Below are 20,212 nucleotides of genomic sequence, written 5' to 3'. Positions count from 1 at the left end.
TTTAATTATGTAGTATATTTTATCGCCTCATATACAACAGAACTTTTATTTTCTTCAGCTAATATATACAATTTATTCATTGATTTAAATCTAGTTTCATCATCAAAATGCAAAACTATATATCTATTACCTTCCAACTTAACAATTTCTTCTCTCACTGTTCTGAACTTTTTTTCATTTTTATGTTCAACAATTGATATAATTGCAGTTATATCTTCTCTTTTAGATGGAGCGATTTCCCACACAGACTGTGTATCTTTTAAATTTAAGTATTTCCTTATCATCATCAAATCTGACATAATATATTTACTGTAAGAATTAACTTTGCTATTTAAAATTCTATCATCTATGTAATTATTTATTTTAACTACATTCTGTGAAAAGGTCCCTGTTATAAGCCCTGAACTTTCGTATACTTCATCTGTCATTCTCACCCAAAAAGTACTTCCTGTAATCTTTCTAATCCTATCTTCAATTATCGCTAGATCAGTCCTAAAATTTATATCTCTATTTATTAAATCAAATATAAGCACTACCCTTTGAGCAAAATCCATTAAAACTACATATCCTTTAAATCTAACTTGATATACTTCACGTTCGACATTTTTAACTGCCTTTAAAATTTCTGATTTTAACCCTTCACTAAGTGAAAATAACTTCAAATTATTTACCCCCTCAAAATCAAACTATAATAATAGTTCATATCTTTGGTTATAGTAACTTCTATACTAAAGACGAAATGCTTCAATCCGAAATTTACTTTCAAAACTCCTTCGGCTTCTGAGAGGAGAATTTGAAAATATAATTTAATTATGAAGTGATTCATCTATATATAGATAAACTACTTCATATTAGAATTTATCCAAATAAATATTCGTAGAACCATCGAAATCTTTATTTGGAGTTTAATGACTGAAGTAGTTTATCAGTTCAGCGTAATATATATATCAATTCATATGTTCAATAACATCACAGAATCTATATTTTTAATTATATATCTAAAGTACATATGAGTTCTAAGAAACTATTTCAGTGAAAATTATATACCATTAAACACACACAATATACATTATACATTTTTGTCAATTATATACAACATTTCTTTCTGCTATTTTATAATTTATACTATATTTTTTTCAAATGAATTTTAAAACAAGTAATTTTATGTAAAAATAATTTATTAAGAATAAATAATATTTCTATTTATATATTTATCTTTATAAATTATAATATATATAATTAGTAATAAATAAATATTTTCTAACTTTTATTATAAAAATAAAGTTTTATTATTACTAAAATGTCTTAACATGAATAGTATTTATATCCCTTATAATCTATTTTAGTTTTAGACATTTAGGGAAGCGCTTTCACATTATGTGCTTTTAATTAATCGACTAATGGACACAATATATAATATATTATTTTGCGAGGTGTTTTAATATGATAAAAAGAGTTATATGGGTTGTACTTGATAGTGTTGGCATAGGCGAACTTCCTGATGCTAAGAAATATGGTGATGTAGGTTCTAACACCCTTGGCCATGTAGCTGAATTCAACAACGGATTAAGCATACCTAATATGGAGCAGATTGGTTTAGGTAATATCGCTGGAATTACTGGCTTAAACAAAGTTACTTTTCCAACAGGTTGCTATGGAAGAATTCACGAAGCATCAAACGGAAAAGATACTGTTACTGGACATTGGGAAATGGTAGGAGTTAAATCAGAAATTGCTTTTCCTACTTATCCTAATGGTTTTCCCAAATCTGTGATAGATAAATTTGAAGAATTCACCGGGAGAAAAGTTATAGGTAACAAGTCTGCATCAGGCACAGAAATACTTGATGAACTTGGTGAAGAGCATATGAAAACAGGTGCTCTAATAGTCTATACTTCAGCTGACAGTGTATTTCAAATAGCTGCTCATGAAGATATAGTTCCTTTAGAAGACTTATATAAATATTGTGAATTTGCTAGAGAAATGCTTACTGGTGAAGAATCTGTAGCTAGAGTTATTGCAAGACCGTTTTTAGGTAATCCTGGCAGCTTTACAAGAACACCTAATAGAAGAGATTATGCTTTACTTCCTCCTCATGATACATTATTAGATTTATTAGCTAATAAAGGCTTAGATGTAATGGCAGTAGGTAAAATTGAAGATATATTCTCTGGTAGAGGAATAACAGAAGCTGTTCATACTAAGGATAATATGGATGGAGTTGATAAAACTCTTGAGTATATAAAGGAAGATAAAGATGGCCTTATATTTACTAATCTTGTAGATTTTGATATGAAGTGGGGACATAGAAGAGATGCAAAGAGCTATGGAAAAGGCTTAGAGGATTTTGATGCTAGACTTCCAGAAATACTATCTGCTATGAAAGATACTGATGTGTTATTCATAACTGCAGATCATGGATGTGATCCTACATTTAAAGGAACAGATCACACCAGAGAATATATACCTTTCTTAGCTTATGGTTCTCAATTAAAGAAAGGATTTGATCTTGGCACAAGATTTGGATTCTTTGATATGGGGCAAACAATAGCTGATATATTTAATGCCGGTGAAATAAAAAATGGTGTAAGTTTCTTAAATGATATAAAATAACAATTAGGAAGAACTAAACAATATTACTTGAGGTGAAATTATGGATTTAACTAAAAAGATAGAAGATGCTGCTGAATTTATTTTATCTAAAAGCAAATACAAACCGCAAATAGGACTAATTTTAGGCTCTGGCTTAGGTGCTATTGCTGATATGATAGAAGATGCTGAATATTATAACTATAATGAACTACCTAACTTTCCTGTATCAACTGTAGAAGGTCATGCTGGTAGACTAGTAATAGGTATGCTTCAAGGAAAACAAGTGGTTGCTATGCAAGGTAGATTCCATTATTATGAAGGCTATGCCATGGAGCAAGTAACCTTCCCTGTAAGAGTTATGAAACTTTTAGGTATAGATACAGTCATCGTAACTAATGCAGCAGGTGCAGTGAATACTGACTTTAAACCTGGTGATCTTATGATTATAAATGATCATATAAATCTCTCAGGAACTAATCCTTTAATAGGAAAAAATCTTGATTCATTTGGAACTCGTTTTCCAGATATGTCTGAAGCTTATAACTGCGAACTTATTAATAAAGCAAAGGACGTTGCAAATTCATTAAATATAGATATAAAAGAAGGTGTATACGCTATGTTTAGTGGACCAACTTATGAAACTCCAGCTGAGATAAGGATGGCAAGAATCTTAGGTGGTGATGCAGTAGGAATGTCCACGGTTCCAGAAGTTATAATAGCAAACCATAGCAAAATAAAAGTTTTAGGTATCTCTTGTCTTACAAATATGGCTGCAGGAATATTAAAACAGCCATTAAACCATGTAGAGGTAATGGAAACTTCTGCTCTAGTAAGAGATAACTTCATAGCACTTATGACAAACATAATAAAAAATCTATAATGAAAAAGGTTGATGGCTGCAATTAATGCCATCAACCTTTTTGTTCATTAGGTGTTCTACTTATAAATCTATTGTATATATTTAGTGCATCGTTAAATTCGTTGCCAACTTCTATTATATCTTGTGATACAAGATCTTTTTCACTAGCTTTAATTAGATTTTCCAATTTTTCTCTAATATTAGTTATGTTGTTTAATAAAGTTTTTTCGTCCATCTAACTAACACCTCCATCTATATTTTTTACATTTAATGTAAATCTTAAACATAGTGGATGTAATTTTATTTTACACGGCTAGATGACAATTAAATCCTTTGGATAACTATTAAGTACTTCGCATCCATCTTCTGTTACTAATACTAAGTCTTCAATTCTAACACCAACATTATTCTGAATATAAATTCCTGGTTCAATTGAGAATATCATACCAGGCTTTACTTCTTCTTTATTAACAGAACTTACATCACCAAAATCATGTACTTCAATACCTATAGAGTGTCCTGTCCTATGAGTGAAGTATTTTCCATAGCCATAGCCCTCTATAACATCTCTAGCAGCTTTATCTATATCACAAAATCTAGTGCCTGGTTTAACTTTTCTTATACCAGCCAAGTTGGCTTCAAGAACAATTTCGTAAACCTTTCTTGCTTCCTCAGAAGGCTCTCCACAAAAGAAAGTTCTTGTCATGTCTGAACAGTAAAATTCGTTCCTACAACCGGTATCTATTATTACGCTATCTCCTAACTTTACGATAGATGAGTCAGTTTCATGATGAGGATCTGCCCCATTAGCACCATATGCTACTATTGGTGTAAAAGAAAATCCTTGAGTTCTTTCTTCTTCATATAGTTCACCTAATATACCACTGATAGCTTTTTCACTTTTATCTTTTGAAAATCTGCTCACTATTTTACCCATGACTCTATCATTTATAGCAGATGCTTTTCTCATAAGCTCAATCTCTTCAGCATCTTTAATTGTTCTTGCTCTATCTATAATAGGTGATCCATTCACAAAGCCTGCTGCTGCACTATTTTCCATAAGTCTAATCAAGAAGTGTGCCTGCCAATTTTTATCAATCCCTATTGGCAATGATTTATCTATAATATTGCAAAGTGCTGAAACTGGATCTTGTGTATCATTGTACCAAACCAAATCTACTCCTAAGTTTTCATGTATAGGGAAAAGTTCATTGATTACAAGCTTTTTATCTCCCTTTGTATTTATATATAAAGCTAATAGTCTTTCACCTGATTCTATCCATTTACCAGTCAGATAAAACACTGCAGCTGGTGAGGTTATAATCATTTGATGTAGATTCTCTTTATTCATCTCTTCTAATATTTTATTTAATCTATTTTCTTTCATTTCTGTTCTCTCCTTCTATAAATACAAAATTGTTATTTATATATTTTTTAACTATGTTTATTCATATAGTTAATTATTTATTTTTTATTAATGATACATATTAATTATATACAAAAAAGACTTGATAATCCATTAACTTAAATCATCCATAGTATATATAAATTTATTTTTGCATAATACTATATCTTCACGTATTACGCAATTATATATTCTCAAAAGATATTTTGTTATAATCCACTAATATCTTTTATATAATAACAATCTTTAACACTTTATTAATATTGAGCAAATAAAGATGTGAATATACATTAAGTGGTATAATATTTAATAGAAATATACTTATCTTTTTTAATTAGGAGGAAATTAAATGAGAATTGCAGTTATATCAGACATACACAGTAACCTTTATGCTCTGATTAGAGTTATTGAAGATATAGATAGCCAAAATGTAGACACAGTGATTTGCCTAGGAGATTTGGTTGGTTATGGCCCTCAGCCAAATGAAGTTATAGCTATGGTAAAAAGAAGAGCATTTTTATGTATAAAAGGAAATTATGACGCATCCGTTGTAGATAATGGATTCACATATATACGAGATACAAATATAAATTCTTTTTCTCTACCTTGGACAGTAGATGAATTAAGAGCGTCGAATAAATACTACCTTGAAAACTTACCAGACAGTATATCTTTAAAAATTGATAACAAAAAAATACTTTTTGTTCACGGAAGCCCAAATAAAATAGATGAGTACTTATATGAAAGCAATCCTGATTTAGATACTATAGTAGAAGGAATCGATGAAGATATATTGGTATGTGCGCACACCCATATACCTATGATAAAACAATTGAATAATAAAATGATAATAAACGGTGGTAGTGTAGGAAAACCCAAAAACGGTTCTCCAGACTCAACTTATGCAATAATAGATATATCTAAAGGTAGAAGCGCTCGCGCAGAAATAAGAAAAGTAAGCTATGAATATAAAAGAATAATGAAAGACATGGAGATGAAGAACTTTCCTTCAACCTTAATACATTCTTACGAAACTGGTTATGAATAAATTTCTCATCATAAGTTTTCAATTAAATTGTAATAAATGCTTGTAAAACCTTTGAAATCTCTAGGTTTAACTAACTTAAAAACTTCATGCTTTTCTATAAAGTAAAAGATTGTGATCATGATATCTAATTATATATCATGATCACTTCATTTAATCCCTTAGAACACCAACAATTCTTGTATTATTCAGCAGCTGTTTGTTAAGCTTTCCTGAATTAAACTGTTCTGAAAGGTCCGTTCCTGGTCTAAAACCAGCAGCTACTATCTGATTTAATGCCACCTCTCCTGTAATGTCGTAAACTGTTCCATTAACAGCTATATAAGCATGGTTATCGCCCAAGCCATTATATGAGGATAATTCTTTCATTGTAAACTCTCTAGTCCTAAAAGAAAAAACTGTTTCTCCATTATCTTTTTCAACTTGTTTTTCTGTATTCTTTTCCTTATAATATTCTAATATACCTTCAATTTGTATTGTTAACCTTTCGATATCCTTTATAAGTCCTAGACTATTTTCTTTTGTACTTAGTAAAATCATCTTTTTATAAAAATTTATCTTATTATACTTTTGTAATAACAACTCTTCACTGGAACTAGTCATAAGCTTTCCTCTTAAATATCAATATATCTCTATATTTTATGAGGGAATAATTGCATTTATTAAACTATTAGTGTAAAATAAATATTATTTAAGGGTTAAAGTGTTAAATTTACTAGGCTTAACCGGTTAAAACCGTTATATTAAAAGCACTATTGTGCTGTATGCAAAGTCATCTATTATGACAAATTAGATGGTACCGTGGAAATATAGCCTTTCGTCCATACTTATGGATTGATAGGTTTTTTTATTTTAGTCTTAAATGTAAACTATACCTATAAAATACATTAGAAACGTAAATAATATAATTAGAAAGTGAGGTCATATAATGAACACTACATTAGTTAGAGCTCTATATAGAAACACAGAAGAGCATATTGAAAAAAGTGTAAAAATTTCAGGTTGGATAAGAACATTAAGAGCATCAAATGCTTTTGGGTTTATAGAAGTTAATGATGGCTCATTCTTCAAAAATGTTCAAGTGGTATTTGATAATAAGATTTCAAACTTCAAGGATGTATCTAAATTACCAATAAGTTCATCAATTTCAGTTGTAGGTAAATTAGTACCAACACCTGATGCAAAACAACCTTTTGAAATACAAGCCGAGGAGGTAATCATAGAGGGAATGTCTTCTTCTGATTATCCTTTGCAAAAAAAGAGACATACTTTTGAATATTTAAGAACAATAGCTCATTTGAGACCTAGAAGTAATGCTTTTTCAGCTGTATTCAGAGTTCGTTCTGTAGCTGCTTATGCAATACATAAGTTCTTCCAAGATCAAAGCTTTGTCTATGTTCACACTCCAATAATAACTGGCAGTGATTGTGAAGGCGCTGGAGAAATGTTTAAATTAACTACTATGGATTTAAACAACATCCCAAAAACTGAGGAAGGAAGTATAGATTTCAGTGAGGACTTTTTCGGAAAAGAAGCTAATCTTACCGTGTCAGGTCAGCTAAATGGCGAATCTTATGCCTTAGCTTTCAGAAATATATATACCTTTGGACCTACATTTAGAGCAGAAAACTCAAATACAGCAAGACATGCTGCTGAGTTCTGGATGATAGAACCTGAAATGGCTTTTGCTAATCTTGAAGATGACATGGAATTAGCAGAACAAATGCTTAAATATGTTATAAAATATGTTATGGATGAATGTCCCGAAGAAATTGACTTCTTTAACCAATTCATCGATAAAGGATTAAAAGATAGACTAGATCATATAATCAGTTCTGACTTCGGAAAAGTTACTTATACTGAAGCAGTTGAATTACTTAAGAACTCAGGAAAAGTGTTTGATTATCCTGTTGAATGGGGTATAGACCTACAAACTGAGCATGAAAGATATTTAACTGAAGAAATATTCAAAAAACCTGTATTTGTAACTAATTACCCTAAAGAAATCAAAGCTTTCTATATGAGATTAAACGAAGATGGAAAAACAGTTGCTGCAATGGACTGTCTAGTTCCTGGTATCGGCGAAATCATAGGGGGAAGCCAGAGAGAAGAAAGGCTTTCAATGCTTGAGGCAAGACTTGAAGAACTTGGTCTTAACAAAGAGGATTATTGGTGGTATCTTGAACTAAGAAAATATGGTGAAACTGTCCACTCAGGTTTTGGTTTAGGATTTGAAAGATTAATAATGTACATCACTGGCATGTCAAATATAAGAGACGTAATTCCTTTCCCAAGAACTACAGGGCAAGCGGATTTTTAATACAAACAATTATGACTACAAGCTCAATTCTGGATTGTGAGAAATGAGCTAAAAAAACAAATTTCATTATGAAGTTTATGATAAGTATAATACCCAGCAGGATTTCTGCTGGGTATTATACTTATTTATTTCCATTTATTTTAAAATGATCTTTATTATTTTCTTCTTTATTTTTATTGTCATTACTGTTGGTTTTATTTTCATTTGTATTCTTACTAGTTTTGTTATCTGAGTTTCCGTTATTTTGTTTTACTTCCTTATCTAATTGACTCGAATTATTGCTTTTATTATTACTATTATTTTTTCTATTGTCATTAGTATTTATATTATTACTCTTATCAACTTCGTTAGTAGATTTTTTATTTTCGTCAGTTGACGGTTTACTTTCTTTATTATCATTTGTATTATCTATAGAATTGTTGCCTTTATTTAAATTATTGTTGCTATCATTCTGATTCTTTTGTTCATCTTTTTGCTTACTAGTATCTTCTCTTATCTCGAGTTTCTTCAATTTATCGATATCTTCAGTAACTTCTGCTATATCAACCTTACCCTTAACTGGTGTTATATTTATATCCGAATAGGAATCTATTAGCCTCTCGTTCTTAGCTTCACTTACAATCTCTTTCACCGCATCAGCTAAAATCATATTATTAACCTTGATCTTATTCACCACAACTTTAAAATCCGCATCATCTACTTTAACTTTAACAACTCTATTCCAACGATTAGCTTGTATTAATATCTTTGATTTTGCATCTAATTCAACTGCCTTTACAGGATTATAATAATCTATTATGCCAAATGTAAATATCATTAAGAAGGTTGCAGCTAGAACTGCAAGTCTTTTTATTGTGTTCTGACTGCTAACAATATTACCTTCGTACACTTCACCTTTTATAGGTAAAATATTAGAAGCCTTTACAAGTGCAAACTCTCCAGTCTCAGTTAGCAATATAACTTTACTTCCTTTTGTTTCAACAACTACTCCATTCTTTTTCATTACACTACTGCTCCTTCCTTCTTATATTTAAATACGATTTGAGATATATGTATTCATTACTAGAAAGTAGAATTATTAATGATATCATATATTTTCTCCACTTTTCTATAAACTTCCTATTCCTACCCGTAAGTTCAATAATTTGTACTATAGGTAACTTTTTTGTTTCGTATAAGATATTCATTATTTCTTTATTTCTAGAGCATAGTAATGCTACATTAAGTACATCTTCTCTAGTATCATTATGGCTAGGCGAACTTTTTGAAAGCTCATAGAAGTTTATTTTAAATTCTTCCAACTTCTCTTTATATATATTTATCTCTTCTAATCTACTTTTTTGCTCTTGTTCTCTATCATATTTATCCAATGATATTGTATTATCTATATCTTTCATGCCTTCTTCTTCTTCAAAATATAAAATAGGCACATTTTTAGAATTTCTAAAAAAATCAATTAATGAATTTCGCATTACTATTTTAGCATAAGAAAAGAAATTTCCTTTTTCTTTAGAAAAATTATCGCATGCTTTATTAAAAGCCTCTATGGCTATACTGAACTCCTCGTCGTTTCTCCTATCTAACTGCTTTTTACATATAAAAGAAGCAGTTTTATATACGAAACCTAAGTTTTCTTCTATAAATTTATTCTTATCTTCAATCAAAAACTCTTCCTTCATAGTTTTTCACCATCCTGCTTGAGTTCATAGTTTTTAAAGAGCTCCTATATGAAAGTTTAATTGATACTCTTTCAAATATAATAATTTACGAGTATTTTCAAAATAATATCAATTACCACATGAACTAGACGCCCTATAATATTATAGCCTATTAATTTAAATTACTTGTAAATTTCAACTTCACAATTCAATAATACTAAAATAAATATTCTCTAATTTCAAGAGTTCTATACTTGCTTATACGTAGTAACTTTGATTTTTAAGGGGGCAATTACTTACCCCCCTAAAGCTTTTTTATATGTCGTAGATTAATATGCAAGGCTAATTGCTAGCAAAACATTGATTATATCAGAACTTAGTCTTAAATAATATTAATTTGAAATTACGAGGAGGATTACTCATGAAGAAAAAATATGTCTTAGCATTATCATTAATGTTTTCATTATCGTTTTCTGTTCCAGCTTTTGCAGCAGATACTACAACTAACAAGACTACGGATTACAAATCTTACGCTGGATTAACACCAAACAGCATATTCTATCCTTTAGATAAGGCTATAGAAAATATCCAACTAAGATTCACGAAAGATCCTAATAAAAAAATAGAAAAATTACTAGAAATTCAAAAAGAAAGACTAGGGGAAATACAAACACTAGTAGAAAAAGATAAGAAAAACCTAGTTCCAATAGCTCTAGAAGGTTTAGAATATGCAACTTCACAAACCCAAACAGAGACAGCTAAAATTATTACTGATACTAATGTTAGCAAACCTATTACTGATTCAGATACTACAACTTCTGACAATACTACTACCGCTGGTAGTACATCAGAACTAGACAAAGAAATAGCTGCAATTGATTCAACAACTAAATCTATTGAAAATACTAATACAGATTCTATTGAAATTCTTGATTCAATAAAAGACCAGCTTCCTCAAGAAGAACAAGATAAGTTATCTGCAGTAGTTGAAATGCAAAAGCAAAAGAAAGAAGCAGTTAAGCAAATGGTATCTGCTATACATGATCTTAACACTGCTAGAAAGCAAGTAAATGAAGCTAACAAAGCTCTAAAGGATGCTACTAAATCTGGTGATTCTAGTGCAATAGCTAAAGCTCAGGAAACATTAAATGTAGCTAATGAAGCATTTACACAAAAACAAACTGCTCTTGAAACAGCTAAAGCAAATAAACAATTAGTTGTACATCAGGCAAAAGTAGGTAAAGGATCTGATGCTACCTCTAAAGAACCTAATTCAGATGATAAAGTAACTACTGAACCATCTACAGAATCAGAATCTTCAAATAGTAGTGCAAACACTGAAGGATCCTCCAATGTAGCAATTGGTTCTACTTCAGCTACTCAAGCACCTACTGCAGCAGCTAAAAAAACAACTAATACCAAGGAAAGTTCCACTACTGAGGTGAAGAAAAAAGAAGATAGCGAAAAAAAAGTATCCAGTGAAAAGAAAGAAACTAAGGATTCAGATCAAGAGGTAAAAAAAACTGAACATTCAAATGAAAAAGACAAAAACAGAGAAGATAATTAAATACCAATAAAGTAAAATTAATTAATATTAACTACCAAGGTAATTCTGCAAATGCACAAATGCACAAATACACAAAAATAATTATACAAATACGCTCATATAAAAAACTCGTTGAAGAAGATAACTTCAGCGAGTTTTTTACATTTTACACCTTTTTTACTAAGCCCTAGCCTTTGCTAATTCAAATAGTGTTCTTACTCCAGCACCAGTTCCACCCTTAATAGAGTAATCATCTGCAGCATCAGTCCATGCAGTTCCTGCTATATCAAGATGAAGCCATGGCTTATCTTCCACGAATTCTCCTATGAAAAGGCCTGCAGTTATTGTTCCTGCATTTCTTCCCCCTATATTCTTAAGATCAGCAATATCAGACTTTATCAATTTTTTATAGTCATCAAATGCAGGCAGTTGCCAAACCTTCTCTCCTGATACCTTAGAAGCTTTAACTAGTTCTTCATAGAAACTATCATTATTAGTTACAACTGCAGTGGTTGTAGTCCCAAGGGCTACTAAAGCAGCCCCAGTAAGAGTTGCTAAATCTATAACTTCAGTTACATTTTCTTTTCTTATTATATAAGTAACTGCATCAGCTAAAGTTAGTCTTCCTTCTGCATCAGTATTTAAAACTTCTATTGTTTTTCCAGCCATAGACCCAATTATATCACCAGGTTTATAAGCTTTTCCAGAAATCATATTTTCACATGCAGCTACCACAGCAATTACATTAATTTTAAGCTTAAGTTTTGCTATTGCACTTATTGCGCCTATAACTGCAGCAGCACCGCCCATATCTGACTTCATTGTCACCATTCCATCATTTGGTTTTAATGAGTATCCACCTGAATCATAAGTTAGTCCTTTTCCAACTAGTCCAAGAATATCATTTTTATTTTGATCATTTCCGAAATATCTCATTACAATAAGTCTTGGCTTTTTCTTTGAACCTCTAGCTACAGATAAAAAAGCATCCATTTTCAAATCACATATTTGTTCTTTTTCAAGAACCTCAGTCTCAAATCCATATTTAACCCCAGCCTTTACAGCTTCTTCAGCTAAAGTTTCAGGATAAATTGTGTTTGCAGGCTCATTTACAAGATCTCTTGCTAATATTGTTGTTTCTACAAGTATCTTAGCTTCTCCTATAAATTTATCTACATCTAATGCTTTAATATCATCTATGTTTGGACTTCCAATTGAGAATTCGAATTCTCTTTGGTCTTTATCATCATTCTTTTCACTCTTGTACTTATTAAATTTATATGAGCTTAGCCCAGCACCCTCAACCATAGCTTTTACAACTAAGTTTAATTCAACCTTATCTGTATCTATAAGTCTCATGAATATTTTTTTATTTTTTAGTTCTGTAGCCTTTTTTAAAGCTTTCCCTACAGCTCTTCTAATTTTTTCTCCATCGATATCCTCTTCTTTGCCAAGACCAACTAAAACCATATCCTGAGTTTTACCATCTATAGTTCTGACGAAATTATATATTTCACCGAATTTTCCTAAAAAGCTTCCTTTGTTTTTAGCATATTCTAATATAGTATTTACATCACTATTAGGAGTCTGTAATCTATCTTCAAAAAGAGAAATTATAGCTGCCTCTCCATCAGTGCATCCAAATTTTTTAAATCCAATATTCATTACTTATACACCTCTTTCTTGATAATAATCTTATTTTTTTAATACAAAATTTTCTTCCTTAATTATAATTAGAATTATTATAATTATCTATATTGAATCATTATTACTTAATAATATACCATAAATAGATAATTATAGATAGCCACAGCATATATTAATATAAAATAATTTTATCGTTTAATTAATTCTTTATCTATATACTTACTATCATACATGACCTTTGAATGATTTTTTATTAGTAATCTCTCTTCAATTATGTTACCATCAATTTTATTAATTATTCTTCTAAATACTTTGTTATTCCTATAATAATCATTACCTTCTATAGAAAAGCACGCTTCTTTTTCAACTATATGATACGAATATTGTTGCTCATGAAGACATCTTAACTCTCCACATAAGTGAGTATCTGTAGTATATGTTATTATTTGATAAGTATTTTTAGTGTTATTTTTAACTTGATAATCAAGGTAGTTGTATACTATAGATGTACCGGTTCCAAAAGGAAGTGCTCTATTGTAGTCTGGGAATAGATCGAATTCATTATGATGATGATGCTCTACAATGGTAAGATCACTATGAAGGACCATCCAATGTATCAAATTAGTAAATTGACACATCCCTCCGCCTACTCCACTACTTGTCCCACTATTATTTATTGTAAGTCCTTCCAGATACCCTTTTGATTTAGTACATCTACCAGCAAGCTTCCAAAAGGAAAATGTCTCACCTGGTTTTATTAAAACCCCATCAATTTTTGAAGTTGTCAGCATTAAGTTAACTGCCTTATTCTCTTGTAATCTTTGTTCAACATTACCAAGCTTTCTTCTTATTAGTGAATTATGTGAATATAGCAATACCGGAAGCTTACTACTACTTCTTTCCTTTGCATATGTTTCTCCTCCAAACCACCACTTAAGATATCTCTTACTCTGTTCTTTAGCTACAGAAATCTTATATGTTAAAGGACTAATCTCACAAAATAATCTTCTACCCATTTTGATTTATAACCTCTCTTTATCATACTTATAATAATTAATACGTATCATCTCAGAAAAAGTTCTGTTATTCTAATCATACACCACTTTACATTTTGTTCCAACCACTTTTAAGCTTATATCCTCCTTAGCCGATTATTTAACTATATCATATAAATTTGGTATAATTAGTTTATAATACATTTATATACTGAGAGCTTAATGTATTAATAAACTATAATATAGTATAGTACCTATATAAGAACTTTCACTTTTAATTATCAGTCAGGAGGATACTCAATGAAACGTCGTCTAAAATCAGCTAGTTTAATTATTATATTATCGCTTATATTAATTCTTGCCATAAATTATCTTCAAACATTCATAATTGATAATTCTCTTGAAGTAACACCAAATAACATTGCAAAAATAGATAATGTAAATATAAATTATAAAATCACTGGAAACCAAAGTAACCCACCAATATTATTAATACATGGATTATTCTCATCCTCCGATGATTTTAGTAATTTAGCCAAAAGGCTATCAGACAAATATAGGGTAGTTTCAGTAGATTTAATAGGCTTTGGATTATCAGATAAAAGAGAAGACTTAGATTATAATACAAATACTGTTGCTAAGTTATGCAAAGACCTAATGAATAATCTAGGATACAAGAAATTTTCAGTATTAGGCCACTCAATGGGTGGGGGCATCGCACTATTGATGGCACTTAACCATCAAGATTCTATTGATAAACTTATACTAGTAGATAGCACTGGTCTTGGAGAGCATATTCATATAAATCCTCCAAAGTTTATAATAAAAGAAGGTATGCTAACTTATTTTCCTCAGCTTGCTATGTATAGTCTCAATTTTAGTAATCCTAAATATATCAACTATGACAACTTTGAAAAAAATCTATTCTATAATAGACAACTGGATAGTAGTACAGTACAAAAGTTATTGAATAATTGTAAATCTATCGATAACTTAAAGGATAGATTAAAGGATATACATGCTAAAACCTTAATAATTTGGGGTGCAAAAGATAATGTTCTACCTGTAGACAACGCCTATACCTTTAATAATGAAATCAAGGACAGCAAATTATCTATAATATCTAATTGTGGTCATATGCCTTTTGCTGAATCAGAAGATTTATTTGCAAATGAACTGATGTCGTTTATGTCAAGCTAATACAATATATAACAGTAAAAAAGGTTCACTGAAGCGACCTTCTTCAGTGAACCTTTTTTTTGCGCATCTGCATTTTCTGAACGTATGTGTAGAAATTCTGGCAGGCGAATATGATTTATTTTTTTACTGTATAGCTATAAAAAGCTTCTGAAAGCATTGAACTATCTAGCTTTAATCGGCATAAAAGCTTTATACTGGTCTTTACAGTAAAGACCAGATTATTTAGTTATGCTAATATAAAGTTATGATTTCACCACCACTTAGTGAACTCTTAACATCTATAACTCGTTGATTCGATGAACCTCTATACTTTATACTTTCATCTCTTAATGTTATCTCAAACCTTCCATCAACCAATACATCTATATTATTTATAAGCTTCTCCCAAGCTTCATTATCTTTTAGGTTGTTTAATATGTACTCAAACTTATAACCTGTATAGCACCATATATTAAGGCCTAGAGCTTTTATTCTCTGCGCCATATAAGAAAACTTATCTGCTTGTTCAAAAGGATCACCACCACTAAAGGTTACACCGCTTATTATTGGATTACTCTTAAGTTCCTCAATAAGTTCATCCATGTTTCTTAACTCTCCACCATCAAAGCTATGGGTTTCTGGATTAAAACACTCCTTACATTTATGTTTACATCCCTGAGAAAAGAAAACTCTTCTTATTCCTGGACCATTTACTAAACTTTCATGTATTATACCTGAAAGTCTTATCATTTTATCTTCCATTACTAAATCAACACCTCAACTTTTTTGAGCCCTATAGCTCTCCATTCCACTCTTTGTAAAATTGATCTAAAAATAGCTGCATAAACTTATGTCTTTCCTCTGCTAGTACTTTCCCTCGTTCTGTATTCATCATATCTTTTAACAGAAGAAGCTTCTCGTAAAAATGATTTATAGTATTACTCTCACTGTTCTTATAACCCTCAAAGCTATCGTGCATTTCATATCTTACATTTGGATTGTACATTTCTCTTCCTTTAAAACCCCCATAAGCAAAAGCTCTGCCTATTCCAATAGCCCCTACAGCATCTAATCTATCTGCATCTTGAACTATCATTCCTTCAATAGAATCCATCTGTCCAACAACCTTTGCTCCTTTGAAGGTTACATTATCTATAATGTAACATACTTCAACTATAGTATCCGAATCTACACTCAACTCTTCAAGCCATTGCTTGGCAGCTCTACTCCCTGCCTTTTCATCTCCATCATTAAACTTCCAATCAGCGATATCATGTAGCAATGCAGCCAACTCAACAATGTCTTTATCGCATTTCTCAAAAGCCGCTATATTTTTAGCATTTTGCCAAACTCTATATATATGCCACCAATCATGGCCACTACCTTCACCACTGAACTTTTTTTCTAGCATCTCTGCTGTTTTTTGTATTATCTCTGTCATTACTTACCTCCATTTTAATTAGGCAATATTGTATGCTGTAAGAATTCTTGTTATTAATTCTAACGTTAATGATATTAAGATTGCAAACATGAACCATTCTTTCATAATAAATTATAATATATATTAATAATTAAATCACATGTCAACATATAAATAATTTATAAATAGAAAAAGATATAGGATTTTTCCTATATCTTTTTCTATTTAGTTACTTACCTAATACTATTTATCATTCTTAAATCCTTGTTGAGCCATGGTATCCTTAACCTTAGGATAATAGACAGTTTGATATAAAGAAGAAGTTAAATCACTCCAATTGCCTTCTTGCTCTCTTCCTATTTCCTTAAGATATTTTTCCATATATTCATCATACTCATCTATCTTAGTCTTTAATACTTCTTTATGGTATCTATCTACATGCTTAAATGTCTCAAATGGTAATCTAGGTTTTTGCTTAGATTGATTTTCTGCATACCCTAGAACCAATCCGCATACTGGGTAAGTAAACTCAGGTAGTTCCAAAAGCTCTATAACCTCTTCTGGATTTCTTCTTATACCCCCAATAGGAACTACTGATAGCCCCAATGATTCAGCTGCTATTATAGCTGCTCCCATAGCTATACCAGCATCAAATACACCTGCTGCAGTGCCTTCAACACTTTCATGGATAACTTGCTTTCTCCCATACTTCTCAGCACCTATATTAGTTTTATAAAAGTCCATTACAAATACTAAAAATACTGGTGCTTTGTCAACATATACTTGATTACCAGTTACTTCAGAGAGTTTCTTTTTCTTTTCCTTATCTCTAACTACTATAATTGATGTTTGTTGCCCATTGATAGAATTTGGCATAGCTTGAGCAGCTTTAAGTACTTCATCAACTAATTCTTGTGATATATCCTTATCCAAGTACTGTCTTATTGATCTATGTTGTTTTATTAAATTTATAGTTTCATTCATTTTTACACCTCTTCTTTAATAATAATTATCTACTAACATTATATATCAATAAAATTAAATTGTAAACAATCTATCCTAATATTATAATTTCACAAATTAAAATATTTATGTAATCTAGTTCATAAAGAATTATGATTTTCTAAAGAATAAAAAATTGCTGTTTTAAAATAAATATAAGTTTCCAAAAAAATAAAAGCCAAGCATACACTTAGGTATATGCCTGGTCTTTCTATTAATTAAAACTTGCAAATATTCGTTTTTCTATAACCTCTATATCAAAGCCACTACTTTTCTATAAAGTAATTATGCTTATGATTTTCAGTATGAGTTACTCTGTCTTCTCTCTCTTCATACTTTCCTGGACCAAATCTTTCATCAAGGCTTAAGTAGCCAGTAACTCTTGAAACACCTTGTATATCATGACTTCCACAACAAGTGCATTTTGATTCACCGTTATTTAAATAGGTTCCACAGTTCTTACAATACCTTATATGGAAGTTTATACCCAAGTAACTAATGTTAGTATTCTTATATGCATAGTTAAGTATATTCATTATAGCTTCTCCATCAGGAGTTCCATCTACTTCAAGATATGATATATGTCCACCATTACAAATCTTATGGTATGGTGCTTCTATCTTTATCTTGTCTATTATTGATATTGGATACCCCACTGGCACATGATAGCTGTTAGTGTAATACTCCTTATCAGTAACTCCTTTAACTATTCCAAATATCTTTTGGTCTTGCTTTATGAACTTTCCGCTTAATCCTTCTGCTGGAGTAGCGTAGCAACTCCAATTAAGATGAGTCTCCTCTTTTAGCCTATCAGTATATTCTCTGATATATGATACTATCTTAATACCTAATTCTCTTGTAGCTTCATCTTCGCCATGATGCTTTCCAACTAATGCAATTAAAGTTTCAGCAAGTCCTATAAATCCTAAAACCCAAGTTCCTTGTTTTAAAATTGGTTCAATATTATCATCTGGACTTAAGCCCTCTGATCCCTTCATAAGTCCTTGACCTGCTACAAATGGAAGATCTTTCACTCTTAAGTTCTTAAGAACTGAGTATCTATGCATTAAAGATTCCTTAGCAAGTTCCATTTTACTTTGCAGTATTTCGAAGAATTTATCAACGTTTCCTTTTGCTTGTAGTCCTATTCTTGGTAGATTTATTGTTGTAGGAGCAATATTACCTCTTCCCTTACAACCATGATCACCATTTATATTATTCATAAGATATGTTCTACATCCCATTGTTGCAGGCATATATCCCTTATCGTAATACTCTTTATTAAAATCTGCATCTATGTTCATAAATGTAGGATTCATTCTTTTAGCAGCTACTCTACATGCTAATTCAAAAAGATAGAAATAAGGATCTTCTTTTTCCCTATTCACTCCTTCTTTAACTCTAAAAATTATGTTAGGGAATATAGGCTGTTCTCCTTTACCTAACCCCTTTTCATATTCAAGTAAGAATATCTCACATACAAGCGCAGCATCTTCATTATAAGGAATACCTAGATTTATAGATGAAAACGGCACCTGAGAACCTGCACGAGAATGCATTGTATTTAAGTTATATACAACACCTTGCATAGCTTGATGAACTCTTTCTCTAAGTTTAGAGTCTACAAGCTTCTCAAGTTTTTCTCCTTCTATTCCATATTCCATGAGCTCTTCTTTTATTTCTTGCCTAGTTGGTTCAACAAATATTGACATGTCATTATCAAAATCAGGATGCGATTGTCCTCCAAACATGTCATTTTGAGTTGACTGAAGTAATATGCAAGAAAGTTCTGCTGCTGTTTCTATTCTTCTTGGATTATTAATTGTTCCATATCCAGTGTTAAAACCATTTTCCAATATTTCTTTGGTTGGTATATGTAAGCAGTTTGTAGTCAAATTATAGCTATCTAAATCATGATAATAAACATCCCCATTTTCATGAGCTTTTGCCAAATGCTTCGGCATTGAGGCAAGATTATGCCACTTATTAGATTCTGAAGCTATTCTAAGTAGCTTTGATGAGAAATTATTCCCTACATTTGCATTATCTCTATCAGTTTCAATTCCAATTTTTCCTATTGCTCTCATCAAGTCTGATTTTATTTCTCTAACTTTAGTTCTTTCATTTCTGTAAGTTGAATATGCTTGCGCTATATTCTTAAATCCATTATCACTTAAGGCCTTTTCAACTAAGTTTTGAATTTCTTCTACTGTAACATTTGATTTTCCAGACATTTCAATATAATTGATTACCTTTTGAATTGTATCAATTACTTGACTTTCTTTTAAACTTTGACCAATTTCTTCTGCTGCTCCCTTAATAGCTTTCCCTATCTTTTGAGCATTGAAGCTAACCCTTCTTCCATCGCGCTTCACAACATCTAGCACATCGACGACCCCCATTACACTATATCTTGTACTGACTTATTATACTTCACTAGAAATTTAAAGGCAATTCTAAATTAAACTTTATCTTAATAATAGCAAAGTATACGTCATTATATCTCCTATTTTTAAACTTTTTTACAGTATTTCTAATGTTGAC

The 20,212-nt window shown here is 30.7% G+C and carries 18 protein-coding genes; 6 read left to right on the top strand and 12 right to left on the bottom strand.

What is annotated here, in order from left to right; translation table 11 throughout:
• Positions 1-5: 5 nt before the first annotated feature.
• Positions 6-662, bottom strand: a complete 657-nt coding sequence (locus OCU55_RS14585) for a hypothetical protein (RefSeq protein ID WP_261853037.1) — start codon at positions 660-662, stop codon at positions 6-8.
• Positions 663-1,443: 781 nt separating this feature from the next.
• On the opposite strand from OCU55_RS14585, the gene OCU55_RS14580 reads away from it, so the two are divergent.
• Together OCU55_RS14580 and OCU55_RS14575 are read left to right on the top strand one after the other, a co-directional pair.
• Positions 1,444-2,613 (top strand): phosphopentomutase, encoded by a 1,170-nt coding sequence (locus tag OCU55_RS14580; protein WP_261853036.1) that lies wholly within the window; start codon positions 1,444-1,446, stop codon positions 2,611-2,613.
• 40 nt (positions 2,614-2,653) lie between these two features.
• The gene (locus tag OCU55_RS14575; protein ID WP_261853035.1) at positions 2,654-3,472 is read left to right on the top strand and encodes a purine-nucleoside phosphorylase; all 819 of its coding nucleotides are present in this window, start codon (positions 2,654-2,656) and stop codon (positions 3,470-3,472) included.
• Between the two features lie 31 nt (positions 3,473-3,503).
• On the opposite strand, the gene OCU55_RS14570 is transcribed toward OCU55_RS14575, so the two are convergent.
• A complete protein-coding gene (locus OCU55_RS14570) occupies positions 3,504-3,686 on the bottom strand; it encodes a hypothetical protein (RefSeq protein WP_261853034.1) in 183 nt (60 codons plus the stop codon).
• A 78-nt stretch (positions 3,687-3,764) separates the two neighbouring features.
• A complete protein-coding gene (locus tag OCU55_RS14565; protein WP_261853033.1) occupies positions 3,765-4,838 on the bottom strand; it encodes a M24 family metallopeptidase in 1,074 nt (357 codons plus the stop codon).
• A gap of 367 nt (positions 4,839-5,205) precedes the next feature.
• On the opposite strand from OCU55_RS14565, the gene OCU55_RS14560 reads away from it, so the two are divergent.
• Positions 5,206-5,904, top strand: coding sequence for a metallophosphoesterase family protein (locus OCU55_RS14560; protein WP_261853032.1), 699 nt, complete (start codon positions 5,206-5,208; stop codon positions 5,902-5,904).
• A gap of 150 nt (positions 5,905-6,054) precedes the next feature.
• On the opposite strand, the gene OCU55_RS14555 is transcribed toward OCU55_RS14560, so the two are convergent.
• Positions 6,055-6,504, bottom strand: coding sequence for a cytochrome b5-like heme/steroid binding domain-containing protein (locus OCU55_RS14555; protein ID WP_261853031.1), 450 nt, complete (start codon positions 6,502-6,504; stop codon positions 6,055-6,057).
• A gap of 325 nt (positions 6,505-6,829) precedes the next feature.
• Between OCU55_RS14555 and asnS the strand changes: the two genes are divergently transcribed.
• Positions 6,830-8,221 carry an asparagine--tRNA ligase gene (asnS, locus tag OCU55_RS14550; RefSeq protein ID WP_261853030.1) on the top strand — a complete coding sequence of 464 codons (1,392 nt, stop codon included), beginning with the start codon at positions 6,830-6,832 and terminating at the stop codon, positions 8,219-8,221.
• 121 nt (positions 8,222-8,342) lie between these two features.
• Here the strand turns inward: asnS and OCU55_RS14545 are convergent, their stop codons facing one another.
• Both OCU55_RS14545 and OCU55_RS14540 read right to left on the bottom strand, forming a co-directional pair.
• Positions 8,343-9,224: an anti-sigma factor domain-containing protein gene (locus tag OCU55_RS14545; protein WP_261853029.1), complete on the bottom strand. Its 882-nt coding sequence runs from the start codon at positions 9,222-9,224 to the stop codon at positions 8,343-8,345.
• 4 nt (positions 9,225-9,228) lie between these two features.
• On the bottom strand, positions 9,229-9,900 hold the full coding sequence (locus tag OCU55_RS14540) for a sigma-70 family RNA polymerase sigma factor (RefSeq protein ID WP_261853028.1): 672 nt from the start codon (positions 9,898-9,900) through the stop codon (positions 9,229-9,231).
• 400 nt (positions 9,901-10,300) lie between these two features.
• Between OCU55_RS14540 and OCU55_RS14535 the strand changes: the two genes are divergently transcribed.
• Positions 10,301-11,446: a DUF5667 domain-containing protein gene (locus OCU55_RS14535; protein ID WP_261853027.1), complete on the top strand. Its 1,146-nt coding sequence runs from the start codon at positions 10,301-10,303 to the stop codon at positions 11,444-11,446.
• A gap of 159 nt (positions 11,447-11,605) precedes the next feature.
• Here the strand turns inward: OCU55_RS14535 and OCU55_RS14530 are convergent, their stop codons facing one another.
• Positions 11,606-13,090 carry a leucyl aminopeptidase gene (locus tag OCU55_RS14530; RefSeq protein ID WP_261853026.1) on the bottom strand — a complete coding sequence of 495 codons (1,485 nt, stop codon included), beginning with the start codon at positions 13,088-13,090 and terminating at the stop codon, positions 11,606-11,608.
• Between the two features lie 170 nt (positions 13,091-13,260).
• Positions 13,261-14,088: a VanW family protein gene (locus tag OCU55_RS14525; RefSeq protein WP_261853025.1), complete on the bottom strand. Its 828-nt coding sequence runs from the start codon at positions 14,086-14,088 to the stop codon at positions 13,261-13,263.
• A gap of 279 nt (positions 14,089-14,367) precedes the next feature.
• Between OCU55_RS14525 and OCU55_RS14520 the strand changes: the two genes are divergently transcribed.
• Positions 14,368-15,267: an alpha/beta fold hydrolase gene (locus OCU55_RS14520; protein ID WP_261853024.1), complete on the top strand. Its 900-nt coding sequence runs from the start codon at positions 14,368-14,370 to the stop codon at positions 15,265-15,267.
• A 231-nt stretch (positions 15,268-15,498) separates the two neighbouring features.
• Here the strand turns inward: OCU55_RS14520 and nrdG are convergent, their stop codons facing one another.
• The 4 genes from nrdG to OCU55_RS14500 all read right to left on the bottom strand — a co-directional run bounded on the left by nrdG (position 15,499) and on the right by OCU55_RS14500 (position 20,055).
• A complete protein-coding gene (gene nrdG / locus OCU55_RS14515) occupies positions 15,499-16,008 on the bottom strand; it encodes an anaerobic ribonucleoside-triphosphate reductase activating protein (protein WP_261853023.1) in 510 nt (169 codons plus the stop codon).
• 31 nt (positions 16,009-16,039) lie between these two features.
• Positions 16,040-16,687, bottom strand: coding sequence for an HD domain-containing protein (locus OCU55_RS14510; RefSeq protein WP_261853022.1), 648 nt, complete (start codon positions 16,685-16,687; stop codon positions 16,040-16,042).
• Between the two features lie 222 nt (positions 16,688-16,909).
• Positions 16,910-17,650 carry an NADPH-dependent oxidoreductase gene (locus tag OCU55_RS14505; protein WP_261853021.1) on the bottom strand — a complete coding sequence of 247 codons (741 nt, stop codon included), beginning with the start codon at positions 17,648-17,650 and terminating at the stop codon, positions 16,910-16,912.
• Between the two features lie 284 nt (positions 17,651-17,934).
• The gene (locus tag OCU55_RS14500; RefSeq protein ID WP_261853020.1) at positions 17,935-20,055 is read right to left on the bottom strand and encodes an anaerobic ribonucleoside triphosphate reductase; all 2,121 of its coding nucleotides are present in this window, start codon (positions 20,053-20,055) and stop codon (positions 17,935-17,937) included.
• Positions 20,056-20,212: the final 157 nt, after the last annotated feature.

Origin of the sequence: Clostridium folliculivorans, assembly GCF_024341905.1 — a bacterium.
Lineage (GTDB): Bacteria > Bacillota > Clostridia > Clostridiales > Clostridiaceae > Clostridium_AR > Clostridium_AR folliculivorans.
This window is presented reverse-complemented; position numbering and strand designations above follow the sequence as displayed.

Coding starts and splice junctions, on each gene's coding strand:
- OCU55_RS14510 (WP_261853022.1), bottom strand. CDS start 16,687: ATGACAGAGATAATACAAAAAACAGCAGAGATGCTAGAAAAAAAGTTC.
- OCU55_RS14535 (WP_261853027.1), top strand. CDS start 10,301: ATGAAGAAAAAATATGTCTTAGCATTATCATTAATGTTTTCATTATCG.
- OCU55_RS14570 (WP_261853034.1), bottom strand. CDS start 3,686: ATGGACGAAAAAACTTTATTAAACAACATAACTAATATTAGAGAAAAA.
- OCU55_RS14520 (WP_261853024.1), top strand. CDS start 14,368: ATGAAACGTCGTCTAAAATCAGCTAGTTTAATTATTATATTATCGCTT.
- OCU55_RS14505 (WP_261853021.1), bottom strand. CDS start 17,650: ATGAATGAAACTATAAATTTAATAAAACAACATAGATCAATAAGACAG.
- OCU55_RS14525 (WP_261853025.1), bottom strand. CDS start 14,088: ATGGGTAGAAGATTATTTTGTGAGATTAGTCCTTTAACATATAAGATT.
- OCU55_RS14555 (WP_261853031.1), bottom strand. CDS start 6,504: ATGACTAGTTCCAGTGAAGAGTTGTTATTACAAAAGTATAATAAGATA.
- OCU55_RS14580 (WP_261853036.1), top strand. CDS start 1,444: ATGATAAAAAGAGTTATATGGGTTGTACTTGATAGTGTTGGCATAGGC.
- OCU55_RS14575 (WP_261853035.1), top strand. CDS start 2,654: ATGGATTTAACTAAAAAGATAGAAGATGCTGCTGAATTTATTTTATCT.
- asnS (WP_261853030.1), top strand. CDS start 6,830: ATGAACACTACATTAGTTAGAGCTCTATATAGAAACACAGAAGAGCAT.
- OCU55_RS14560 (WP_261853032.1), top strand. CDS start 5,206: ATGAGAATTGCAGTTATATCAGACATACACAGTAACCTTTATGCTCTG.
- nrdG (WP_261853023.1), bottom strand. CDS start 16,008: ATGGAAGATAAAATGATAAGACTTTCAGGTATAATACATGAAAGTTTA.
- OCU55_RS14530 (WP_261853026.1), bottom strand. CDS start 13,090: ATGAATATTGGATTTAAAAAATTTGGATGCACTGATGGAGAGGCAGCT.
- OCU55_RS14565 (WP_261853033.1), bottom strand. CDS start 4,838: ATGAAAGAAAATAGATTAAATAAAATATTAGAAGAGATGAATAAAGAG.
- OCU55_RS14545 (WP_261853029.1), bottom strand. CDS start 9,224: ATGAAAAAGAATGGAGTAGTTGTTGAAACAAAAGGAAGTAAAGTTATA.
- OCU55_RS14540 (WP_261853028.1), bottom strand. CDS start 9,900: ATGAAGGAAGAGTTTTTGATTGAAGATAAGAATAAATTTATAGAAGAA.